Below are 17,082 nucleotides of genomic sequence, written 5' to 3' on the forward strand. Positions count from 1 at the left end.
CGCCTCACGCCGTACGGCCGGATCACCCCCGTACGACCGCCTCACCCCGTACGACCGCGTCATCCGCACCACAACTCCGCAGAAGGAGAACCGTGACCAGCCAACCCGACATACTCGTCGTCGGCGGCGGGCTCGGCGGTGTCGCCGCCGCCCTCGCCGCCTGCCGCGCCGGCCGCACGGTCGTCCTCACCGAAGAGACCGACTGGATCGGGGGCCAGCTCACCTCCCAGGCCGTCCCGCCGGACGAGCACCCCTGGGTCGAGCAGTTCGGCGTCACCGCCTCCTACCGCGCGCTGCGCGAGGCCATCCGTGACTACTACCGCGCCTGGTACCCGCTGCGCGCCGAGGCCGCCGCGCTGCCCGGCCTCAACCCCGGCGCGGGCCGCGTCAGCAAGCTGTGCGCCGAACCCCGCGTCGCGCTGGCCGCGTTGGAGGGCCTGCTCGCCCCGCACCGCTCCTCCGGGCGGCTGACCCTGCTCACCGAGCACCGCCCGGTGGCCGCCGGGACCGAGGGCGACACCGTACGGTCCGTCACCCTGGAGAACCTGCGCGGCGGTGGCCGACGCACCTTCACCGCCCGCTACGTCCTCGACGCCACCGAGACGGGCGAACTGCTGGAGCTGGCCGGGGTCGAGCACGCTTTGGGTGCCGAATCCCGCGCCGAGTTCGGCGAACCGCACGCCCCCGAGCAGGCCGACCCGCTCAACCAGCAGGGCATCACCTTCTGCTTCGCGCTCTCCCACCACGAGGGAGAGGACCACACGATAGAGAAGCCCGCCGACTACGACTTCTGGCGCGGCTACACCCCGGAGTTCTGGCCCGGCCCGCTGCTCGGCTTCCTGGCACCCGACCCGCGCAGCCTGGAGCCGGTGCCGCGCACCTTCGTACCGAACCCGGACACCGACCCGCTCGCCGTCAGCGCCGACCAGTCCGCCGACGCCGGGGACAAGGAACTCTTCGGCTTCCGCCGTATCCTCGCGCGCAAGCTGCACCGGGACGGCTCCTTCGACTCCGACATCACGCTCGTCAACTGGCCGCTCAACGACTACTGGCTCAAGCCGCTGACCGGCGCCGGTGAGCAGACCGCGGCCGCGGCGGTGCGCGAGGCGAGGCAGCTGTCGCTGTCCGTCCTGTACTGGCTCCAGACCGAGGCCCCGCGCCCCGACGGCGGCACCGGCTTTCCCGGCCTGCGGCCGCGCCCCGACGTCACGGGCACCGAGGACGGTCTCGCCAAGGCCCCCTACGTACGCGAGTCCCGCCGCATCAAGGCCGTCACGACCGTCACCGAACGGGACGTGGCGATCGACCTCGTCGGCCCCACCGGCGGCACCCGCCACCGGGACTCGGTCGGCGTCGGCAGTTACCGCATCGACCTGCACCCTTCGACCGGCGGCGACAACTACATCGACATCGGCTCCGTGCCCTTCGAGATCCCGCTCGGCGCGCTCATCCCGCGCCGGACGCGCAACCTGCTGCCCGCCGGAAAGAACATCGGCACCACCCACATCACCAACGGCTGCTACCGGCTGCACCCTGTCGAGTGGAACATCGGCGAGGTCGCGGGCGCGCTCGCCGCCCACTGCCTCGACGAGGGCGTCGAACCGCGCGAGGTGCAGGCCGAGGACAAGCGTTTCGACACCTTCGCCGCCCTGCTCGACCGCGCCGGAGTCGAACGGCACTGGCCGCGGGTGCGCGGCTACTGAAGCCCAGCGCCCGCGTACGCGCCGACCCAGGCACAAGGAGGTGCCCAGACCATGACCACCCACCGCATCCGCGTCGGCATCGACGTGGGCGGAACCTTCACCGACGCCGTGGCCGTAGACGCCACGACCCTCGAGCTGTCCGGGCAGGTGAAGGTTCCCACCAGCCACCACCACGAGGACGGGGTCGCGCACGGCATCGTAGAAGCGCTCGACCGACTGCTCCGGCAGACCGGACACGCCCCCGAGGACGTCGCCTTCCTGGCCCACGGCACGACACAGGCCACCAACGCCCTACTGGAGGGCGATGTGGCCACCGTCGGGCTGCTCGGCATCGGCACCGGGGCCGGGGCGGCCTTCACCCGCCGTCTCGCCTCCCTCGCCAAGCTGGAACTGACGCCCGGCAAGCGGCTTCCACTGGCCTACGCCCATGTCGCCGACCCCGAGGACCGGGCCGCCGTCGAAAGGGCCGTCGACGAGATGGTGCACGGCGGGGCCCAAGTCCTCGTCGCCACACAGCCCTTCAGCGTGGACCGCCCCGAGGGCGAGGACGCGGTGCGCGAGGTGGCGGCCGGGCGCGGCCTGCCGATGACCGCCGCGCACGACATCACCTCGCTCTACGGCCTCCAGAAGCGCAGCAGGACCGCCGTCGTCAACGCGGCGATCCTGCCGAAGATGTTCGCCACCGCCGACCTCGTGGACGCCGCCATCACCAAAGCCGGTGTCACCGCCCCGCTCATGGTGATGCGCTGCGACGGCGGCGTCATGTCGCTGGACGAGATGCGCCGCCGCCCGCTGCTGACCGTGCTCTCCGGCCCCGCGGCCGGTGTCGCCGGGGCGCTCATGGAGGAACGCGTCAGCGAGGGCGTCTTCCTGGAGACCGGCGGCACCTCCACCGACATCAGCGTCGTACGGCGGGGCAAGGTCGCCGTGCGCCACGCGACCCTCCTCGGCAAGGGCTCCTACCTCTCCGCGCTCGACGTGCGCACCGTCGGCGTCGGCGGCGGCTCGATGATCCGGTTCAGCGGGAAGAAGGTCACCGCCGTCGGCCCGCGCAGCGCGCACATCGCCGGACTGCCCTACGCCTGCTTCGCCTCCGCCGAGGACCTCGCGGGCGCGCGGCTCGCCACCGCCCGCCCGCTGCCCGAGGACGCCGCGGACCACGTCGTGCTCGACGCCGCGGGTGGCCGCTACGCCCTCACTCTGACCTGCGCGGCCAACGCCCTGGGCCGGGTCCCCGAGGGCGACTTCGCGCGCGCCGACCGCGATGTCGCCCGCGCCGCGCTCGCCCCGCTGGCCGCGGCCCTCGGCACCGACGTCGACACCGCCGCCACCCAGGTCCTCGACGCCGGTGTCGCCCAGGTCGGAACCGTCGTCGACACCATGATCGACAACTATCGCCTCGACAAGGACACCCTCCTGCTCGTCGGCGGGGGCGGCGGCGCCGCCTCCGTCACCCCGCACCTGGCGGCCACCACCGGCCACGAGGGGCGCATCGCCGCCCACAGCGAGGTCATCAGCCCCATCGGAGTCGCCCTCGCCCTCGTACGCGAACAGGTCGAGCGGATCATCCCCGGCGCCGGACAGGAGGACATCCTCGCGGTGCGCTCCGAGGCCGAACGGGCCGTCGTCGCCCAGGGCGCCGTCGCCGACGCCGTCGAGGTGGAGGTCACCGTCGACCCGCAGACCAACACCGTGCGAGCCGTCGCCACCGGCGCCACCGAACTGCGCACCCAGGACCGCGCCCACCGCGCTGATGAGGCCGAACGCCTGCGGGTGGCCGCCGCGAGCCTCAAGGTCCCCGAGCAGCGGGTCGACGTCCTCGCGGGCACCCCCGCCTACACCGTCTACGGCACCGAACTGCGCCGCAGGCTGCGCGGCGTGCGCCACCCGGTGCGCGTCGTCGACGCCGATGGCGTGGTCCGGCTGTACTCCCCCGACGCCCGGGTGGACACCACCACCGTCGGCTCCGCGCAGCAGACCCTCGCCACCCTCGTGGACGAGGCCACCGCCTACGGCGACGGCGGCGTGCGTGCCCCGGCGCTGCGGCTGCTCATCGGCTCCCGCATCGCCGACCTCTCCGGGGTGCTCGACCCGCAACCCCTGCTCGCGCTGGCACGCACCGAGTTGGAGGGCCGCCCCGGCGACGAGCCCGTCGTCGCGATCGTGGAGGAGCGGTCATGACCCGCCCCGCCACCGCCCGCCCCGCCACCGCCCGCCCTGCCGCCACCCGCACGCGCGACGGCCTCGCCGCCGTCGACGATGTCGAGTACGGCGCGCGTTTCCTCGGCTCGCTCTCGCCGCACGAGGGCCGCGACCCCGCGTGCCTACGTCACTGGGCCGCGACCGCCGCCGAGTTCGGCGCCGCACTGACCCCCGCCGAGGCGCCCGCCCCGCTCCGCATCGTGGAGAGTAAAGGCGGCCTGGAGTGCGGGCTCCTCGCCCGCTACACCTCCCGGCCGCCCACCGTCGAGCTGTACACGGACTCCGTCGACGCGGCGGAGCGCCTGGTGACCGCCCACGGCTGGCGGGAGTGGTTCCCGCCCGGCTCGGTCCGCGCCGCCGCCCTCGCCCACGAGGCGGTCCACCAACGGCTCCACCACGGCCCCGGGCGCACCGCGCTCAGGGAGGCCCTGGGCCACACCGCGCTGCGCCTCGGGCGCCTGCGGATCCTCGCGCACGTCGCGGGCGCCGAGGAACTCGCCGCGCACGCCTACGCGCAATCCGTCTGCGGCCTGGGCCGCAGCCCGCTCCTGCTGTCCGCCGCCCTGGCCGCGTCAGCCGCACCGGCAAGAGACGTGCCGGTCGCACCGGCAAGAGAGAAGTAGGTCATGGGCATCGTCATCCTGATCATCATGGCGGCCGGTGTCGCCGCGATCCTCACCAAGAAACTCCCCACCGCCTTCGCGCTCGTCCTTCTCGGCGTGGTCATCGCCTTCGTCTCGGGCGCCCCGGTCACCGGCAAGAACAGCGTCTTCGACACGGTCCTCCAGGAGGGCGCCCCCACGCTCGCCGCGACGATGATCGCGATCCTGCTGGGCTCCTGGCTGGGAAAACTGCTCGACGAGACCGGCATCGCCGGGACCCTCGTCCGCAAGATAGTCGAGTTCGGCGGGGACCGGCCCACGGTCGTCGCGCTCGGCGTGCTGATCGTCTCGACCCTCATCGGCACCGTGACCGGCTCCGCGCCCGCGGCGATGCTCGCGGGCATCATCGGCATCCCCGCCATGATCGCCGTCGGCATCCCCAAGGTGACCGCCGCCGGGACCATCCTCATGGGCCTCGCCGCCGGGATGCCCTTCGAGCTGCCGGTGTGGCAGTTCTTCTCCAGCGCCCTGGACCTGCCGGTCTCCGAGGTGCGCGACTTCATGATCAGGCTCTTCCCGTTCGCGCTGTTCGCCGCCGTCATGTTCGTCCTCGTCGAGTCCCGCAGGCGCGGGGTCGAACACGCCTGGGCCTTCCGCACCGAGGCGCCGCGCACCAAAGCCGCCGAGCGGCGCGCCCGGCTCGGCGACGCCCCGTGGTACGCGCTGCTCACCCCGGTCGTGCCCCTCGTGCTGGCGCTCGGCTTCGAGATCGCGATCATCCCCTCGCTGCTCGCCGGGGTGCTCTACGCGCTCGTGACGACCACCCGCCCACGCGAGATGAACCGGCGGCTGCTGCGCACCCTGTACAGCGGGTTCGAGGTGGCCGCCGCGCCCATCACGCTGTTCGTGGCCATCGGCATCCTGCTCGCCGCGGTCAAGCTCCCCGGCGCCGTGGACGCGCTCGAACCCCTCGTCAAGGCGGTCAGCCCGCAGAATCCGGTGCTGTTCGTCGCGGTCTTCACGGTGCTGGTGCCGCTGTGCCTGTACCGCGGACCGCTCAACGTGTACGGCCTGGGCGCCGGTATCGCGGGCGTCCTCATCGCCACCGGCATCTACCCGGCCGCCGCCGTCCTCGGCATCACCGCCTCCTACAACCAGGTGTTCGGCGTCGCCGACCCCACCAGCACCCAGACCGTGTGGAGCGCGCAGTACGCGGGGGTCGGCCCCCAGCAGGTGATGGCGCGCACCCTGCCGTACGTCTGGTTCGTCGCCCTCGGCGGTTTCTGCGTCACCGCCGCCACCGCCCTCTGACCGCTCATCTCCGGCATGCACCCCCTTCCACGTACGGGACGGAGCACTTTCATGCACGAGCCTCAGCACCCCAGCCGCCGCATCCTCCTCACGTCGGCCGCCGCCACCACGGCCGCGCTCGCCGTCGGCACGACGGCCTCCCCGGCGCTCGCCGCCACCCCGGCCGCTGCCCCCGGCGGTTTCCCCGACTACCGCTACGTCAAGACCCTCCTGACGCCCGGGCAGCTCAAGTACAACCCCACCGGCGAGATCATCTTCCCGTGCATCCGGGGCGCCCAGGGGCGGGTGTCCGCGCCGCTGGGCCGCTACTACCTCTACTACGCGCCGCACGACGCGCCCGGCGGGATATGCCTCGCCTACGGGAACCACATCGAAGGGCCCTTCACCGAGTACCCGCACAACCCGATCGTCTCGAACCACTGGGCGCCCCACTACTCCGTGACCCACGTCTCCTCCCCGCACGTGATGTGGAACGAGAGAGCCAAGGAGATGTGGCTCTACTTCCACGGCGAGAACCACACGACGCGGCTGGCCCGCTCCAAGGACGGCGTCAACTTCACCTACGACAAGGTGGTCCTCACCGCGTCCATGCTGCCCGCGGGCACCAATGAGACCTCGTACGCCCGGGTCTTCCCGTACGAGCTGCCCGCGAAGAACGCCCACTACGTGATGCTGTTCATGCTGAACAACACCACCAACCACCGGGACATCCACTGGGGCTGGTCGGCCGACGGCCGCACCTGGACCTTCGACCAGAAGGCCCTCGTCCGCCACACCGACGTGTCCGCCGTCAACGTCGGCGGCCCGCACCTGCTGACCCGCGGCGGCAGCGCCTTCGTCGTCTACAACAAGGACAAGGAGAGCGGCGGCGACCTCATGATCACCGAGGTCGGGAAGGACTTCACACTCCGCCGCCACCTCGGCCGCTTCTACGACTCCGCGAACGGCGCGCCCGACAACGGCCGCAGCGCCGCACCCAGCTTCGGCACCGAAGGGGGAGTGCCGTACATGGTCTACGAGGCCGGTGAACGCCTCAAGGGCAGCATCGCGGTCGCCCGGGGCTGACCGGCGTCCCGGTACGGGATTTTCGAGGGAGATCCCCAGATCTGCTGGGCTACGCTCACGGGCGACTACGTTGATAGGCCTTTCGCTCCGCCCTGTTCGAAGGGGACGATGGATTGACAGTGCACAGCATGGCGGGCCCCGAGGCCCGATGGCAGACCTCCCGAGCGAAGGCGCTGTGTTATCGCGGGCCGCGTTACGTCACCGGTGCGGATCTCGTCCGTATCGCCCGTACCCTGGCCCTTGAGCCGTGGCACTTCACCCAGACCGCGCCGGCCGCCGCCAACGATCCGACCGGGGTGGTGCTGGACAACGCGCGGCGACGGGTGAACGTCCGGGTGGCCAATGCCGCCCATGGCTGCGTCTTCCACATCCAAACCCTGGAGGGGACCGGCCGCTGCGGGCTCGGCGAACTCGCGCCCGTGTCCTGCCGCATGTTCCCCTCGCAGCCCGGGAGCAAGGCCGAGCGGCAGGACGGGCCTGAACACCGGCTCGACGAGGAGGAGTTGGCGGAGGCGGAGCGCCAGTGGACCGCCGACCGGGACCACTGGTTCGAGCTGGTCGCCCGCTGGAACACACTGGCGGCAGAAGCGGAAAGCCCGCCGGACGTCGAGGACTTCCAGCGATATCTGCTGGAGGCGCAGGCCGCGCGCGAAGCCGGTACACCCTGGCCCGAGGACGTGGTCGCGTGAACGGCGCCGGAGCGAACCTGGCGGGCTGCGCCGACTGCGGTGGCCGCTGCTGCCGGGAGTACAACGTCCATGTGACCGTCGCGGACGTCCGCAGGCTGGCGTCCGGAATGGCCCTCCACCCCAGGGAGTTCGTCTACCTGAAGGAGGGCAAGGAGGAGGACAACAGCGACTTCCGCTTCCGGCCCGGCGGTCCGCTGTACGACCTCCACCTCCTGCACCGGCCGGATACGAAGGGGTGTGTGCTCCTGATGGAGATCGCCCCGGGCAAGGCCCGCTGCGGCGCGTACGTCCACCGCCCGATGGTGTGCGCCACCTTCCCGGCCGCGCTCGACCAGGGCTCGGTGGGCATCCGTGAGAAGACCCTGTGCGGCGGCCCCGACTCCTGGAACCTCGCCACCATGGACCTGACCACCTACCGGCGCGACATCATGCGCAACCGGGCGGCCTGGCGCGAGCATCTGGACCTGGTGGAGGTGTGGAACGCCAAGGTCGACGCCGGTAGCCGGGGGATGACCCACGAGGACCTGTACGAGTTCATCCTGGCCACCGACCCGGGGAACGACAGGCAGGACACGGAGGCCGTCTCCGCGGAGACGGCCTCCTCGTAGCGGCGGCGCCGATCAGCCGGCGGGTTGCGCGGAGCCCGCCGGCAGGTCGTCGGGCAGCAGCAGCCGCAGGTCCTCCAGACCGGGCGCGGCCATGGTGCCGATGCGCCGGGCCTGCCGCGTCATCATCGCCTCCAGGAGCTGGCGGGCGGTGCGGGCGTTGCCGAAGGAGCGGTCGCGGGGGATGAGTTCCACGTGTGCGCGCAGCGCCGCCAGGGTCTCCTCGGGGCAGTCGTAGCCGGAGTTGGCCGCGTAGGTGTTCATGATGCCGACCAGCTCCTCCGAGTTGTAGTGCTCGAACTCGACGGTGCGGCTGAAGCGCGAGGCCAGACCGGGGTTGGAGGCCAGGAAGCGGCGCATTTCCTCGGTGTATCCGGCGGCGATGACCACGACCTCGTCGCGGTGGTCCTCCATGAGTTTGAGCAGGGTGTCCACGGCCTCCTGGCCGAAGTCGGAACCCGCGCCCTCGGGGGTGAGGGTGTACGCCTCGTCGATGAACAGCACCCCGCCGAAGGCGCGCTCGAACACCTCCTTGGTGAGCTGCGCGGTGTGTCCCACGTAGCGGCCGACCAGATCGGCGCGGGCCACTTCCACCAGCTGGCCGGTGTTCAGGACGCCGAGGGAGTGCAGCAGGTCCGCGTAGAGCCGGGCGACGGTGGTCTTACCGGTGCCGGGCGGGCCGGAGAAGATCAGGTGGTGGCTGATCTTCGGGGTGGGCAGCCCGGCGGCCTGCCGCTGCCGGGTGGCCTGCAACAGGTTGACCAGGTCGGTCACTTCGTGTTTCACCGCGTTGAGGCCGACCATGGCGTCCAGCTCGGCCAGCAGGTCCTTGGAGTTACGGGGGCCGTCCGCGCCGCTGACGGCGGCGTCGTCGGCGACGTCCTCGGGCACCAGCAGGGTGAGGTCCGCCTCGGCCGGGTTGGCCATCGACCCGAGGCGGAACGCCTGCCGGTCGACCATCTCCTCGAACACCCGGCGCGCCGCACGGCCGTTGCCGAACGTGGAGTCGCGCGGCATCCGCTCGTAGAGACGGGCGAGGGCGTCCAGGGTGCTGGGGTCGAGTTCGTACCGGTGCGTCCCGCACATGGACTCGGTGATGGTGACCAGCTCGTCCACCGAGTAGTTGGCGAACTCGATGGTGCGGGTGAACCGGGAGGCCAGACCGGGGTTGGAGCTGAGGAAGGTGGTCATCTGGTCGGTGTATCCGGCGGCGATGACGACCACGTCGTCACGGTGGTCCTCCATGAGCTTCAGCAGGGTGTCGATGGCCTCCTGGCCGAAGTCGGCACCGGAGCCCTTGCCGTCGGAGAGCAGGGTGTACGCCTCGTCGATGAACAGAACACCGCCCAGCGCCTCGGTGAACGCCTCGGTGGTCTTGATGGCCGTACCACCGATGATCTGGGCGACGAGGTCGGCCCGGGAGACCTCCACCAGATGGCCGGAGCGCAGGACGCCGAGGTCGGCGAGGATGCCGCCGTAGAGCCGGGCTACGGTGGTCTTGCCCGTGCCGGGCGGGCCGGAGAAGACCAGGTGGCGGCTCATCGGCGGGGCGGGCATGCCGAGGCTGGCGCGGCGCTGGGCGAGCTGGTTGAGGTTGATGAGCGTGCGGACCTGGTGTTTGACATCGGCCAGGCCGATGAGCGACTCCAGCTCCTCCAGCGGGCCTTCCGGCTTCTTCGCCCCGCCTCCCGCGGCTGTCTCGGCGCCGGTTCCCCCGGCGCTCTCGCCCCAGGCGTCCTCTGCGGCGTTGCCGTCGCTGTCCAGCCCCTCGACGGTGAGACGGTCGCTGGGGCGGGACTGCTTGAGACCGGCGCCACGGTTGTCCCGGGTGGTGCAGCCGGTGAGGGTGACCTTCTCGGCGCTGTCGACCCGGATGCCGTCGCCGGTGCTGCCGGTGACCTGGCACGCCTCCAGCGTGGCCCGGCCGCCCTCGGCGAGCAGGACGCCGTGTGCGCCGGACTCGGCCAGGTGGAGGCGGTGCGCGGTCAACTCGCCGCCGCCCTCCACGTGCAGGGCCGACGTGGCGGCGGAGCGGACCTCGCAGTCGCTGAGGGTGGCGCGGCCCCCGGAGCCGACCGAGATCCCGGCCTGGGCCGTCTTGCGCACCGCGCAGTCGCGGATGTCGGGGGCGCCGCCGTCGGCTATGCGGATTCCTGCGCCTTCCGCGTTCTCGACCGAGCAGTTTTCCAGCCGCCCGCGCCCGTCCTCGGCCACCTCCAGGCCATGCCCGCGGGCGTCGGCCACCCGCGCCCGGGCCAGCAGCGGGTTGGCGTTGGTACGGATGGAGATGCCGACCCCGGCGGCGTCGGCCACCTCCAGCCGGTCGAACTCCGCCGAGCACCCCTCGGCCAGCAGTACGGACGCGGTCTTGTCGGCGCAGTCGCGCACGGTGGTGCCGGTGAGCAGGGGCGCGCTGGATCCGATGACCCGGATGGCGGGGGCGGTCGCGGTGTCGAACTCGCAGTCCTGGAAGGTGCCCCGGGAGCGCTCGGTGACGGCGAGTCCGTTGCCCTTGGTGCGGGAGGTGACACACCGCAGCAGCTCGGGGTCGGCACCGGAGGACAGGACGATGCCGGGGCCGGTGGTGTCGCTGACCGTGACCTCTTCGAGGGTGGGCCGGGAGCTGCTGGTGATGTAGACGCCGACCGAGGTGTCGTGCACCCGGGCCCGCAGCACATGGGTGGAGCACTTGCCTTCGAGGGCGATGGAGGGCTTCTCGGTGCCGGACACGTCGCAGTCCTCCACCCGGCCCTGCGCCTCGCCGTTGGCGAGGATGCCGTTGCCCTGGGCGTCACGCACCCGGCAGCCGCGGACGGTGGTGCGGGCCTGCTCGCCGAGGACGATGGCGGAGGTGCCCAGGTGCTCGAAGACGGAGTCGGCGACGACGCTGCCGGTGGGCGCGGTGTCCACGACCCCCGCGCCCTCGGGGTTGGAGATCCGGCAGTCCCGGATGGCCACCGAGCCGTTCTCGCGGGCGAGGACGGCCGTCCAGCCCGAACCCACCACGGTGCAGCCGTCCATGGCCACCTGGCCACGGGGCGCGTCCACCACGGGCAGGTCCTCGTTGCCGCCGCGCAGGGTCAGGTCGGTGAGCATCACCGCGTCCGCGACGAGCACCACGGCCGTGCCGCGCGGCGGACAGATCTCCACGCTGCCGCGCTCCCCGTCACCGGCGATGGTGATGCGCGTGCGGACCGTGAGGTTCTCGCGGTAACGGCCGGGCCGGACACGTATCACCGCTCCCGCGCGCGCCTTCTCCAGGGCCTCGCCGATCGTGCGGAAGCCCTCCGGCTGGTCCGGACCGACCGTGAGCAACTGCCGTGACACGCTGGGACCTCCTCGATGTGATGCCGCCGCCTGCCCTCGGTGAACGAAGCCCCTGGGCTCGCTGGAAGCCGGGGGAGAGGAACGAGCACGTGAGGGAAAGGCTACGGGAACCGCGGCGCCCTCATCCAGGTGTCTTCGGCGCCGGTCCGCAGGACCGGCCGCTGACCCACTTCCCGGACAAGGCACGGCAGTTGGTACCCGAGGCACGTTACCGCGTGGTGATGTCCTGCGCGTATTGTGCGCGCCATGCGACGTGCTCGTTCTCATCGCCGTACGGTGGCGCGGGCGGTGGCCGCCGCCCTGTTGACCACGGCACCCGTGGCCGCCCAGGCTCCCCCCGCCGCCGCGGACTCCGTCGAACTGCCCGTCATCCCGTCCGTCCTGGCGCCCGACACGCCGTGTACCAAGGCGTCCGGCGAGACGGCCCGCGACGAGCCGTGGACGCGGCAGGCGCTGGGCCTCAGGCGCAGCTGGCAGCTGGCGGACGGCCACGGCGTGACCGTGGGAGTGGTGGACACCGGTGTCGGTACGGACATCCCCGCCCTGACCGGCCGGGTCACCGCGGTCGGCGGCGCGGGCACCGACTGCGTGGGGCACGGCAGTTTCGCCGCCGGTCTGATCGCCGCCGCGCCCGGCAAGGGCTCGGGCGTGGCGGGCGCGGCGCCCGAGGCGCGGATCCTCGCGGTGCGCGGTACGGACTCCCGCGGCAACCCCACGGCGGAGCGGCTGGCGGACGGGATCCGGGCCGCGGTCGACGGCGGCGCGAAGGTCGTCTACATGGGGCGCGCGGTGCCCACAGGGAGGGCCGTGCTGACGGCCGCCGTGGCGTACGCGACGCGCCACGACGCCCTGGTCGTGGCCCCGTTCGCCCCGGACGCGATGCCCGACGACCCGGAGACCAACCAGCCTGCCGAGCCCGCGCCCTGGTACTGGCCCGCGGCCGCGCCCGGGGTGCTGTCGGTCATGGACTACGGCCCGGACGGCACCCGTCCCGAGAACGCGCCGGAGAAGCAGGGGGCGGACCTGGCGGCGCCGGGGGACGTGGCGGTCAGCGTCGGTCCGAGCGGCCCCGGCCACTTCATCGGCTCGGGATCCTCGCTGGCGGCGGCGAACGTCGCCGGGGCGGCGGCGCTGGTGCGTTCGCGGCACCCGCGGATGAGCGCCGCCCAGGTGTCCCGCCAGCTGGTCGCGGCGGCCTATCCGGCGGTCCCGCCGCGGCTGGACCCGTACGCGGCGCTGACCACCGTCCTCACCGACCGGCAGGGCGCCACCCCGCGTCCGGCCCCCGCGAAGATTCCCCCGGCCGCCTCCCCGCAGCCGCTCAACCGTGCGCTGCTGATCGCGGGCGCGGGCGGCGGAGTGGTGCTGCTGGTGGCGGCCGCGGCGGTGGTGATCCCGCGCGGCCGGGCCCGGGGATGGCGCCCGGCGGGCCAGGAGGACCGGCCGGGGGTCTGAGAACACCCGGCGCGCGCATGATCTCCCCCGCGAATTTCTGGGAAATCCCCTAGAGGCGTTCTGGGGATTTCCCTAGATATTCGGTGCCGCGCGTCGGGGGCGGAATCGCTTACGGGTTTTACTCCTCTTGCTCGACTTACGTGGCCGACGTGTCCACGAGCGCCGTCTGGACCTGAGTGGTCTTGCGGCGGGCGACCCGGATGGCCCGCCCGGGGTTGAGGTTCCGGCCCTTGACGTTGCCCAGCAGATAGCCCTCCGAGGGCGGGCAGGACATCAGCAAGGCGGGCGTGTTGACCTCCAGCAGCCGCCGCAGGAGCATCTCGTTCAGCCCGCGCCCGGCGCCGCTGGCGGAGCGGGTGACGATGACGTGCAGCCCGACCTCCCAGCCCAGGGCGAGGTGGTTGAGCAGCGGGTCGAACGGCGAGTTGCCGATGCCGGCGCCCAGCATGTCGTAGTCGTCGACCAGGATGAACAGCCGCGGCCCGGGCCACCAGTCGGCCTGCTTCATCCGGCCCGGGGCGATGTCCGGGCCCGGCACCCGCGTCTGTACGGCCCGGGCGGTCCCCTCGATCATGTCCTTCAGGGCGTCCATGGACACCGCGTGGCCGAGCCGGTATTCCTCCGGCACCGCTTCCACCAGGTCACGGCGGTAGTCCACGAGCACGATCTGCGCCTCGGCGGGGGTGTACCGGTCCATGATGGACTTGGCCATCAGCCGCAGCAGGTTGGTCTTGCCGCACTCGGTGTCGCCCACCACGACCATGTGCGGGCTCTCGCTGAAGTCGTGCCAGACGACCTTCAGCCGCTCCTCCTCCAGGCCGATCGGCACCCGGAAGTCGCCCCCGGCCGGGGGAAGCTGCGCGGCGGGCAGCTCCGTCGGCAGCATCCGCACCCGCGGGGCCGCCGGGCCCGGCCAGCTCTCCTTGATGGCCGACACCAGACCGGAAACCCCGTCCGACAGGTCCTCGGCCGATTCCGTCCCGTCGATGCGGGGGAGTGCGGTGAGGTAGTGCAGCTTGCCCTCCCGGGTGAGCCCGCGGCCCGGGATGCGCGGCACGGTGGAGGCGCGGCGGTTGTCGATCTCGGAGTCCATGGCGTCACCCATCCGCAGCTCCAGATGGGTGCCGGCCTGGTCGCGCACCGCCGCGGTGAGCTCCACCCAGCGGGCGGTGGTCACGATGAGGTGGATGCCGTAGTTCAGGCCGCGGGCGGCGATGGAGGCGAACGTCTGGATGTTGCGGTCGTAGTCCTGGCGCACCGTGGACCAGCCGTCGATCACGAGGAACACATCGCCGTGCGGCTGGTCCGCGAACTCGCCCGCGGCCCGGCGGCGGCGGTACGTGCCCATCGAGTCGATGCCGTGGGTCAGGAAGAACCGCTCGCGGTCCGCCAGCAGCGAGGTGACCTCGGAGATCGTACGGCCCACCCGCTCGGAGTCCAGCCGTGCCGCGACCCCGGCGGTGTGCGGCAGCCCGGCCAGCGGCGCCAGTGTGCCACCCCCGAAGTCCAGGCAGTAGAACTGCACTTCGCGCGGGGTGTGGGTGAGGGCCAGCGCGGTCAGGATGGTGCGCACCATGGTGCTCTTGCCGCTCTGCGGACCGCCCGCGATGGCGAGGTGGCCGCCGACCCCCGACAGGTCGATGGTCAGCAGGTCGCGCATCTGCTCGAAGGGCTTGTCCACGATACCGATCGGCACCGTCAGCCGCCCGCGCAGCGGCGAGCCGACCGTGGTCAGCCCCAGCTCCGGATCGGGCGTCAGCGGCGGCAGTACCTGGTCCAGTGTCGCGGGCAGGTCCAGCGGCGGCAGCCACACCTGGTGGGCGGGGGGCCCGGCGCCCAGCAGCCGGTCCACGGCCACCGACAGCAGCGTGTCGCTGGTCTCCTCCTCCGGCTCCGGCTCGGGCTCGGGTACGTCGGGGAGCTGGCGGGGCACCACGTAGCCGGAAGTCCACGGCACCGTCTGGCTGGCCACCCGGGCCTGGTTGGCCCGGCTGCGCCGCTGCTGGTACGGGCCGGAGACGTACGCGGCGCGGAACCGGGTCAGCGCCTCCACACCCGACTTGAGGTAGCCGCTGCCGGGCTGCGGCGGCAGCTGGTAGGCGTCGGGCACACCGAGCACACCGCGGCTCTCCATGGCGGAGAAGGTGCGCAGCCCGACGCGGTACGACAGATGGCTCTCCAGCTGGTGCATCCGCCCCTCGTCCAGCCGCTGCGAGGCGAGCAGCAGATGGACGCCGAGGCTGCGCCCGAGCCGTCCGATCATCACGAACAGTTCCATGAACTCACGGTGCGCGGCGAGCAGTTCACTGAACTCGTCGACGATCACGAACAGGCTGGGCAGCGGCTCCAGCGGGGTGCCCGAGGCCCGCGCCTTCTCGTAGTCCAGGGCGGAGGTGTAGTTGCCCGCGGAGCGCAGCAGCTCCTGGCGGCGGATCAGCTCACCGTGCAGGGCGTCCTGCATGCGGCCCACCAGCGCGGCCTCTCCGGCGAGGTTGGTGATGACCGCGGAGGTGTGGGGCAGTTCGTCCAGGCCGAGGAAGGTGGCGCCACCCTTGAAGTCCACCAGGACGAAGTTGAGCGTCTCGGAGGAGTTGGTCAGCGCGAGCGACAGCACCAGGGTGCGCAGCAGTTCGCTCTTGCCGGAGCCGGTGGCCCCGATGAGCATGCCGTGCGGCCCGGTGCCGCCCTGCGCGGACTCCTTGATGTCCAGCTCCACCGGGGTGCCGTCGGGGCCGACCGCGATCGGCACCTTGAGCCGGTTGGACCCGGTGGCCTGCTTCCACAGGGTGTCCGGGTCGTGGCGGTACAGGTCGGAGATGCCCAGCAGGGTGGTCAGCTCGACGTCCGAGGACAGCGGCTCGGCGGTGTCGCCGCCCATGCCCATCCGGTACGGGGCGAGGCGCTTGGCCAGGGCCGTGGCGCCGACCGGCCCGAAGGTGTCGGGGCGGCCGAGCCGGGTGGTCTGCTCCTTGCGCTCGCGGTCGGTGCGGACCAGTCCGAAGGAGTCCTCGCCGACGTCGAACCGCAGGGTGACCCGGCCCGGGCGCCAGCTCAGCGCGCCGGTGAGGTCGAGCACGACGCAGTTGCGGAAGCCCGCCCCGTCCAGCCGGTGCCGGCCGGGGACGGCTCCGCCGTCCACCACGATCACGGTGAACGGCTCGTCACGCCCGGTCGAGGCGTCGGGGTCGAACGAGGGCCGTTCCAGGAACTCGGCGCCGAGCAGGTCCTCCAGCTCGTTGAGGGCCGAGACGAACATCCGGGCCGGCCCGGCGCCGTCGTTCTCCTGGGGGTGGAGGTTGTGGGGGAGCCACTTCACCCACTCCCAGTCCGCGCGCCGCTCGTCCGACACGCACACCGCCACCCACACGTCGTCCGGGGCGTGGAAGGTGGCCAGCTGGGCGACGATCGCGCGGGCGAGGGAACGTATCCGCTCCTCGTCGCCCCGGAACAGCACCCGCGCCCAGGCCCGCAGATAGATGGCGATGGGCTGCTCGGGCACGGTGGAGTAGGCCCGCATGAAGCTGCGCAGCGCGTGCGCCGTCAGCGGCTCCAGGTCCTCGACCGGGGTGGTGGCCGTGGGCGTCAGCCGCAGCCCGAGCTTCTGCTCCCCGACGGCCACCCGGATCTCGCCGAAGTCCTCGTCCTGCGGGCGGCGTTCCCACAGCCGGGTGGTGCCCGCCAGCGACCACAGGGCCGAGGGCGGCGGGTGCCGCCACGCCAGCGCCTTCTGCTGATCGGCCACGGCGGTGCGCACCTTGCGCCGGATCTGGGTGAGATAGCGCAGGTAGTCGCGGCGCTCGCCCTTCAGGCGCTGTTTGCGCTCGCTGGTCTTGCGCATCATCTGGCCGAGCATCATGGCGGCCGAGGACAGCACCATCAGACCCATGGCCAGGTACATGAAGTGGCTGCTGCCGCCGCCGCTCATGCCCGGTCTCATGAACATCAGCATCATGGACACCGACATGAGCGCCATGGGCAGATAGGTCCAGATGGCGGAGCTGTCCGGAACCACCTCGGGCAGTGTGGGGGGCTCCTGCAGCTTCAGCTCGCCGTCGGGCATTTCGGGGCCGCGCCGACGGGCCGGGCGGCGGAACAGGACCACACTCAACGAACGGTCTCCTCA

Annotated in this window: 10 protein-coding genes; 8 read left to right on the top strand and 2 right to left on the bottom strand. The window is 72.3% G+C overall.

Going from position 1 to position 17,082, the window contains the following annotated elements; translation table 11 throughout:
* The first annotated feature begins 92 nt into the window (after positions 1-92).
* From ACZ59A_RS29515 to ACZ59A_RS29545, 7 genes are all read left to right on the top strand, one after another.
* Positions 93-1,703 carry an FAD-dependent oxidoreductase gene (locus ACZ59A_RS29515; protein WP_470964606.1) on the top strand — a complete coding sequence of 537 codons (1,611 nt, stop codon included), beginning with the start codon at positions 93-95 and terminating at the stop codon, positions 1,701-1,703.
* 51 nt (positions 1,704-1,754) lie between these two features.
* Complete coding sequence (locus tag ACZ59A_RS29520) at positions 1,755-3,884, top strand: hydantoinase/oxoprolinase family protein (RefSeq protein WP_470964608.1); 2,130 nt, start codon at positions 1,755-1,757, stop codon at positions 3,882-3,884.
* Positions 3,881-4,528, top strand: a complete 648-nt coding sequence (locus ACZ59A_RS29525; protein WP_470964610.1) for a hypothetical protein — start codon at positions 3,881-3,883, stop codon at positions 4,526-4,528. Before ACZ59A_RS29520 ends, ACZ59A_RS29525 begins: the two co-directional genes overlap by 4 nt.
* A 3-nt stretch (positions 4,529-4,531) precedes the next feature.
* A complete protein-coding gene (locus ACZ59A_RS29530; RefSeq protein WP_470964613.1) occupies positions 4,532-5,818 on the top strand; it encodes a TRAP transporter large permease in 1,287 nt (428 codons plus the stop codon).
* Between the two features lie 51 nt (positions 5,819-5,869).
* On the top strand, positions 5,870-6,883 hold the full coding sequence (locus tag ACZ59A_RS29535) for a hypothetical protein (RefSeq protein ID WP_470964616.1): 1,014 nt from the start codon (positions 5,870-5,872) through the stop codon (positions 6,881-6,883).
* Positions 6,884-7,011: 128 nt separating this feature from the next.
* Positions 7,012-7,572: a hypothetical protein gene (locus ACZ59A_RS29540; protein WP_470964618.1), complete on the top strand. Its 561-nt coding sequence runs from the start codon at positions 7,012-7,014 to the stop codon at positions 7,570-7,572.
* On the top strand, positions 7,569-8,180 hold the full coding sequence (locus tag ACZ59A_RS29545; RefSeq protein ID WP_470964621.1) for a YkgJ family cysteine cluster protein: 612 nt from the start codon (positions 7,569-7,571) through the stop codon (positions 8,178-8,180). Before ACZ59A_RS29540 ends, ACZ59A_RS29545 begins: the two co-directional genes overlap by 4 nt.
* A gap of 12 nt (positions 8,181-8,192) precedes the next feature.
* On the opposite strand, the gene ACZ59A_RS29550 is transcribed toward ACZ59A_RS29545, so the two are convergent.
* Positions 8,193-11,504, bottom strand: a complete 3,312-nt coding sequence (locus tag ACZ59A_RS29550; protein ID WP_470964624.1) for a right-handed parallel beta-helix repeat-containing protein — start codon at positions 11,502-11,504, stop codon at positions 8,193-8,195.
* A 246-nt stretch (positions 11,505-11,750) separates the two neighbouring features.
* On the opposite strand from ACZ59A_RS29550, the gene ACZ59A_RS29555 reads away from it, so the two are divergent.
* Positions 11,751-12,959 (top strand): S8 family serine peptidase, encoded by a 1,209-nt coding sequence (locus tag ACZ59A_RS29555; protein ID WP_470964627.1) that lies wholly within the window; start codon positions 11,751-11,753, stop codon positions 12,957-12,959.
* 136 nt (positions 12,960-13,095) lie between these two features.
* Here ACZ59A_RS29555 and eccCa read toward each other — a convergent pair whose 3' ends face one another.
* Positions 13,096-17,061 (bottom strand): type VII secretion protein EccCa, encoded by a 3,966-nt coding sequence (gene eccCa / locus ACZ59A_RS29560; protein ID WP_470965550.1) that lies wholly within the window; start codon positions 17,059-17,061, stop codon positions 13,096-13,098.
* Between the last annotated feature and the right edge of the window lie 21 nt (positions 17,062-17,082).

The sequence above is a fragment of the Streptomyces sp. NPDC040405 genome (assembly GCF_055595765.1).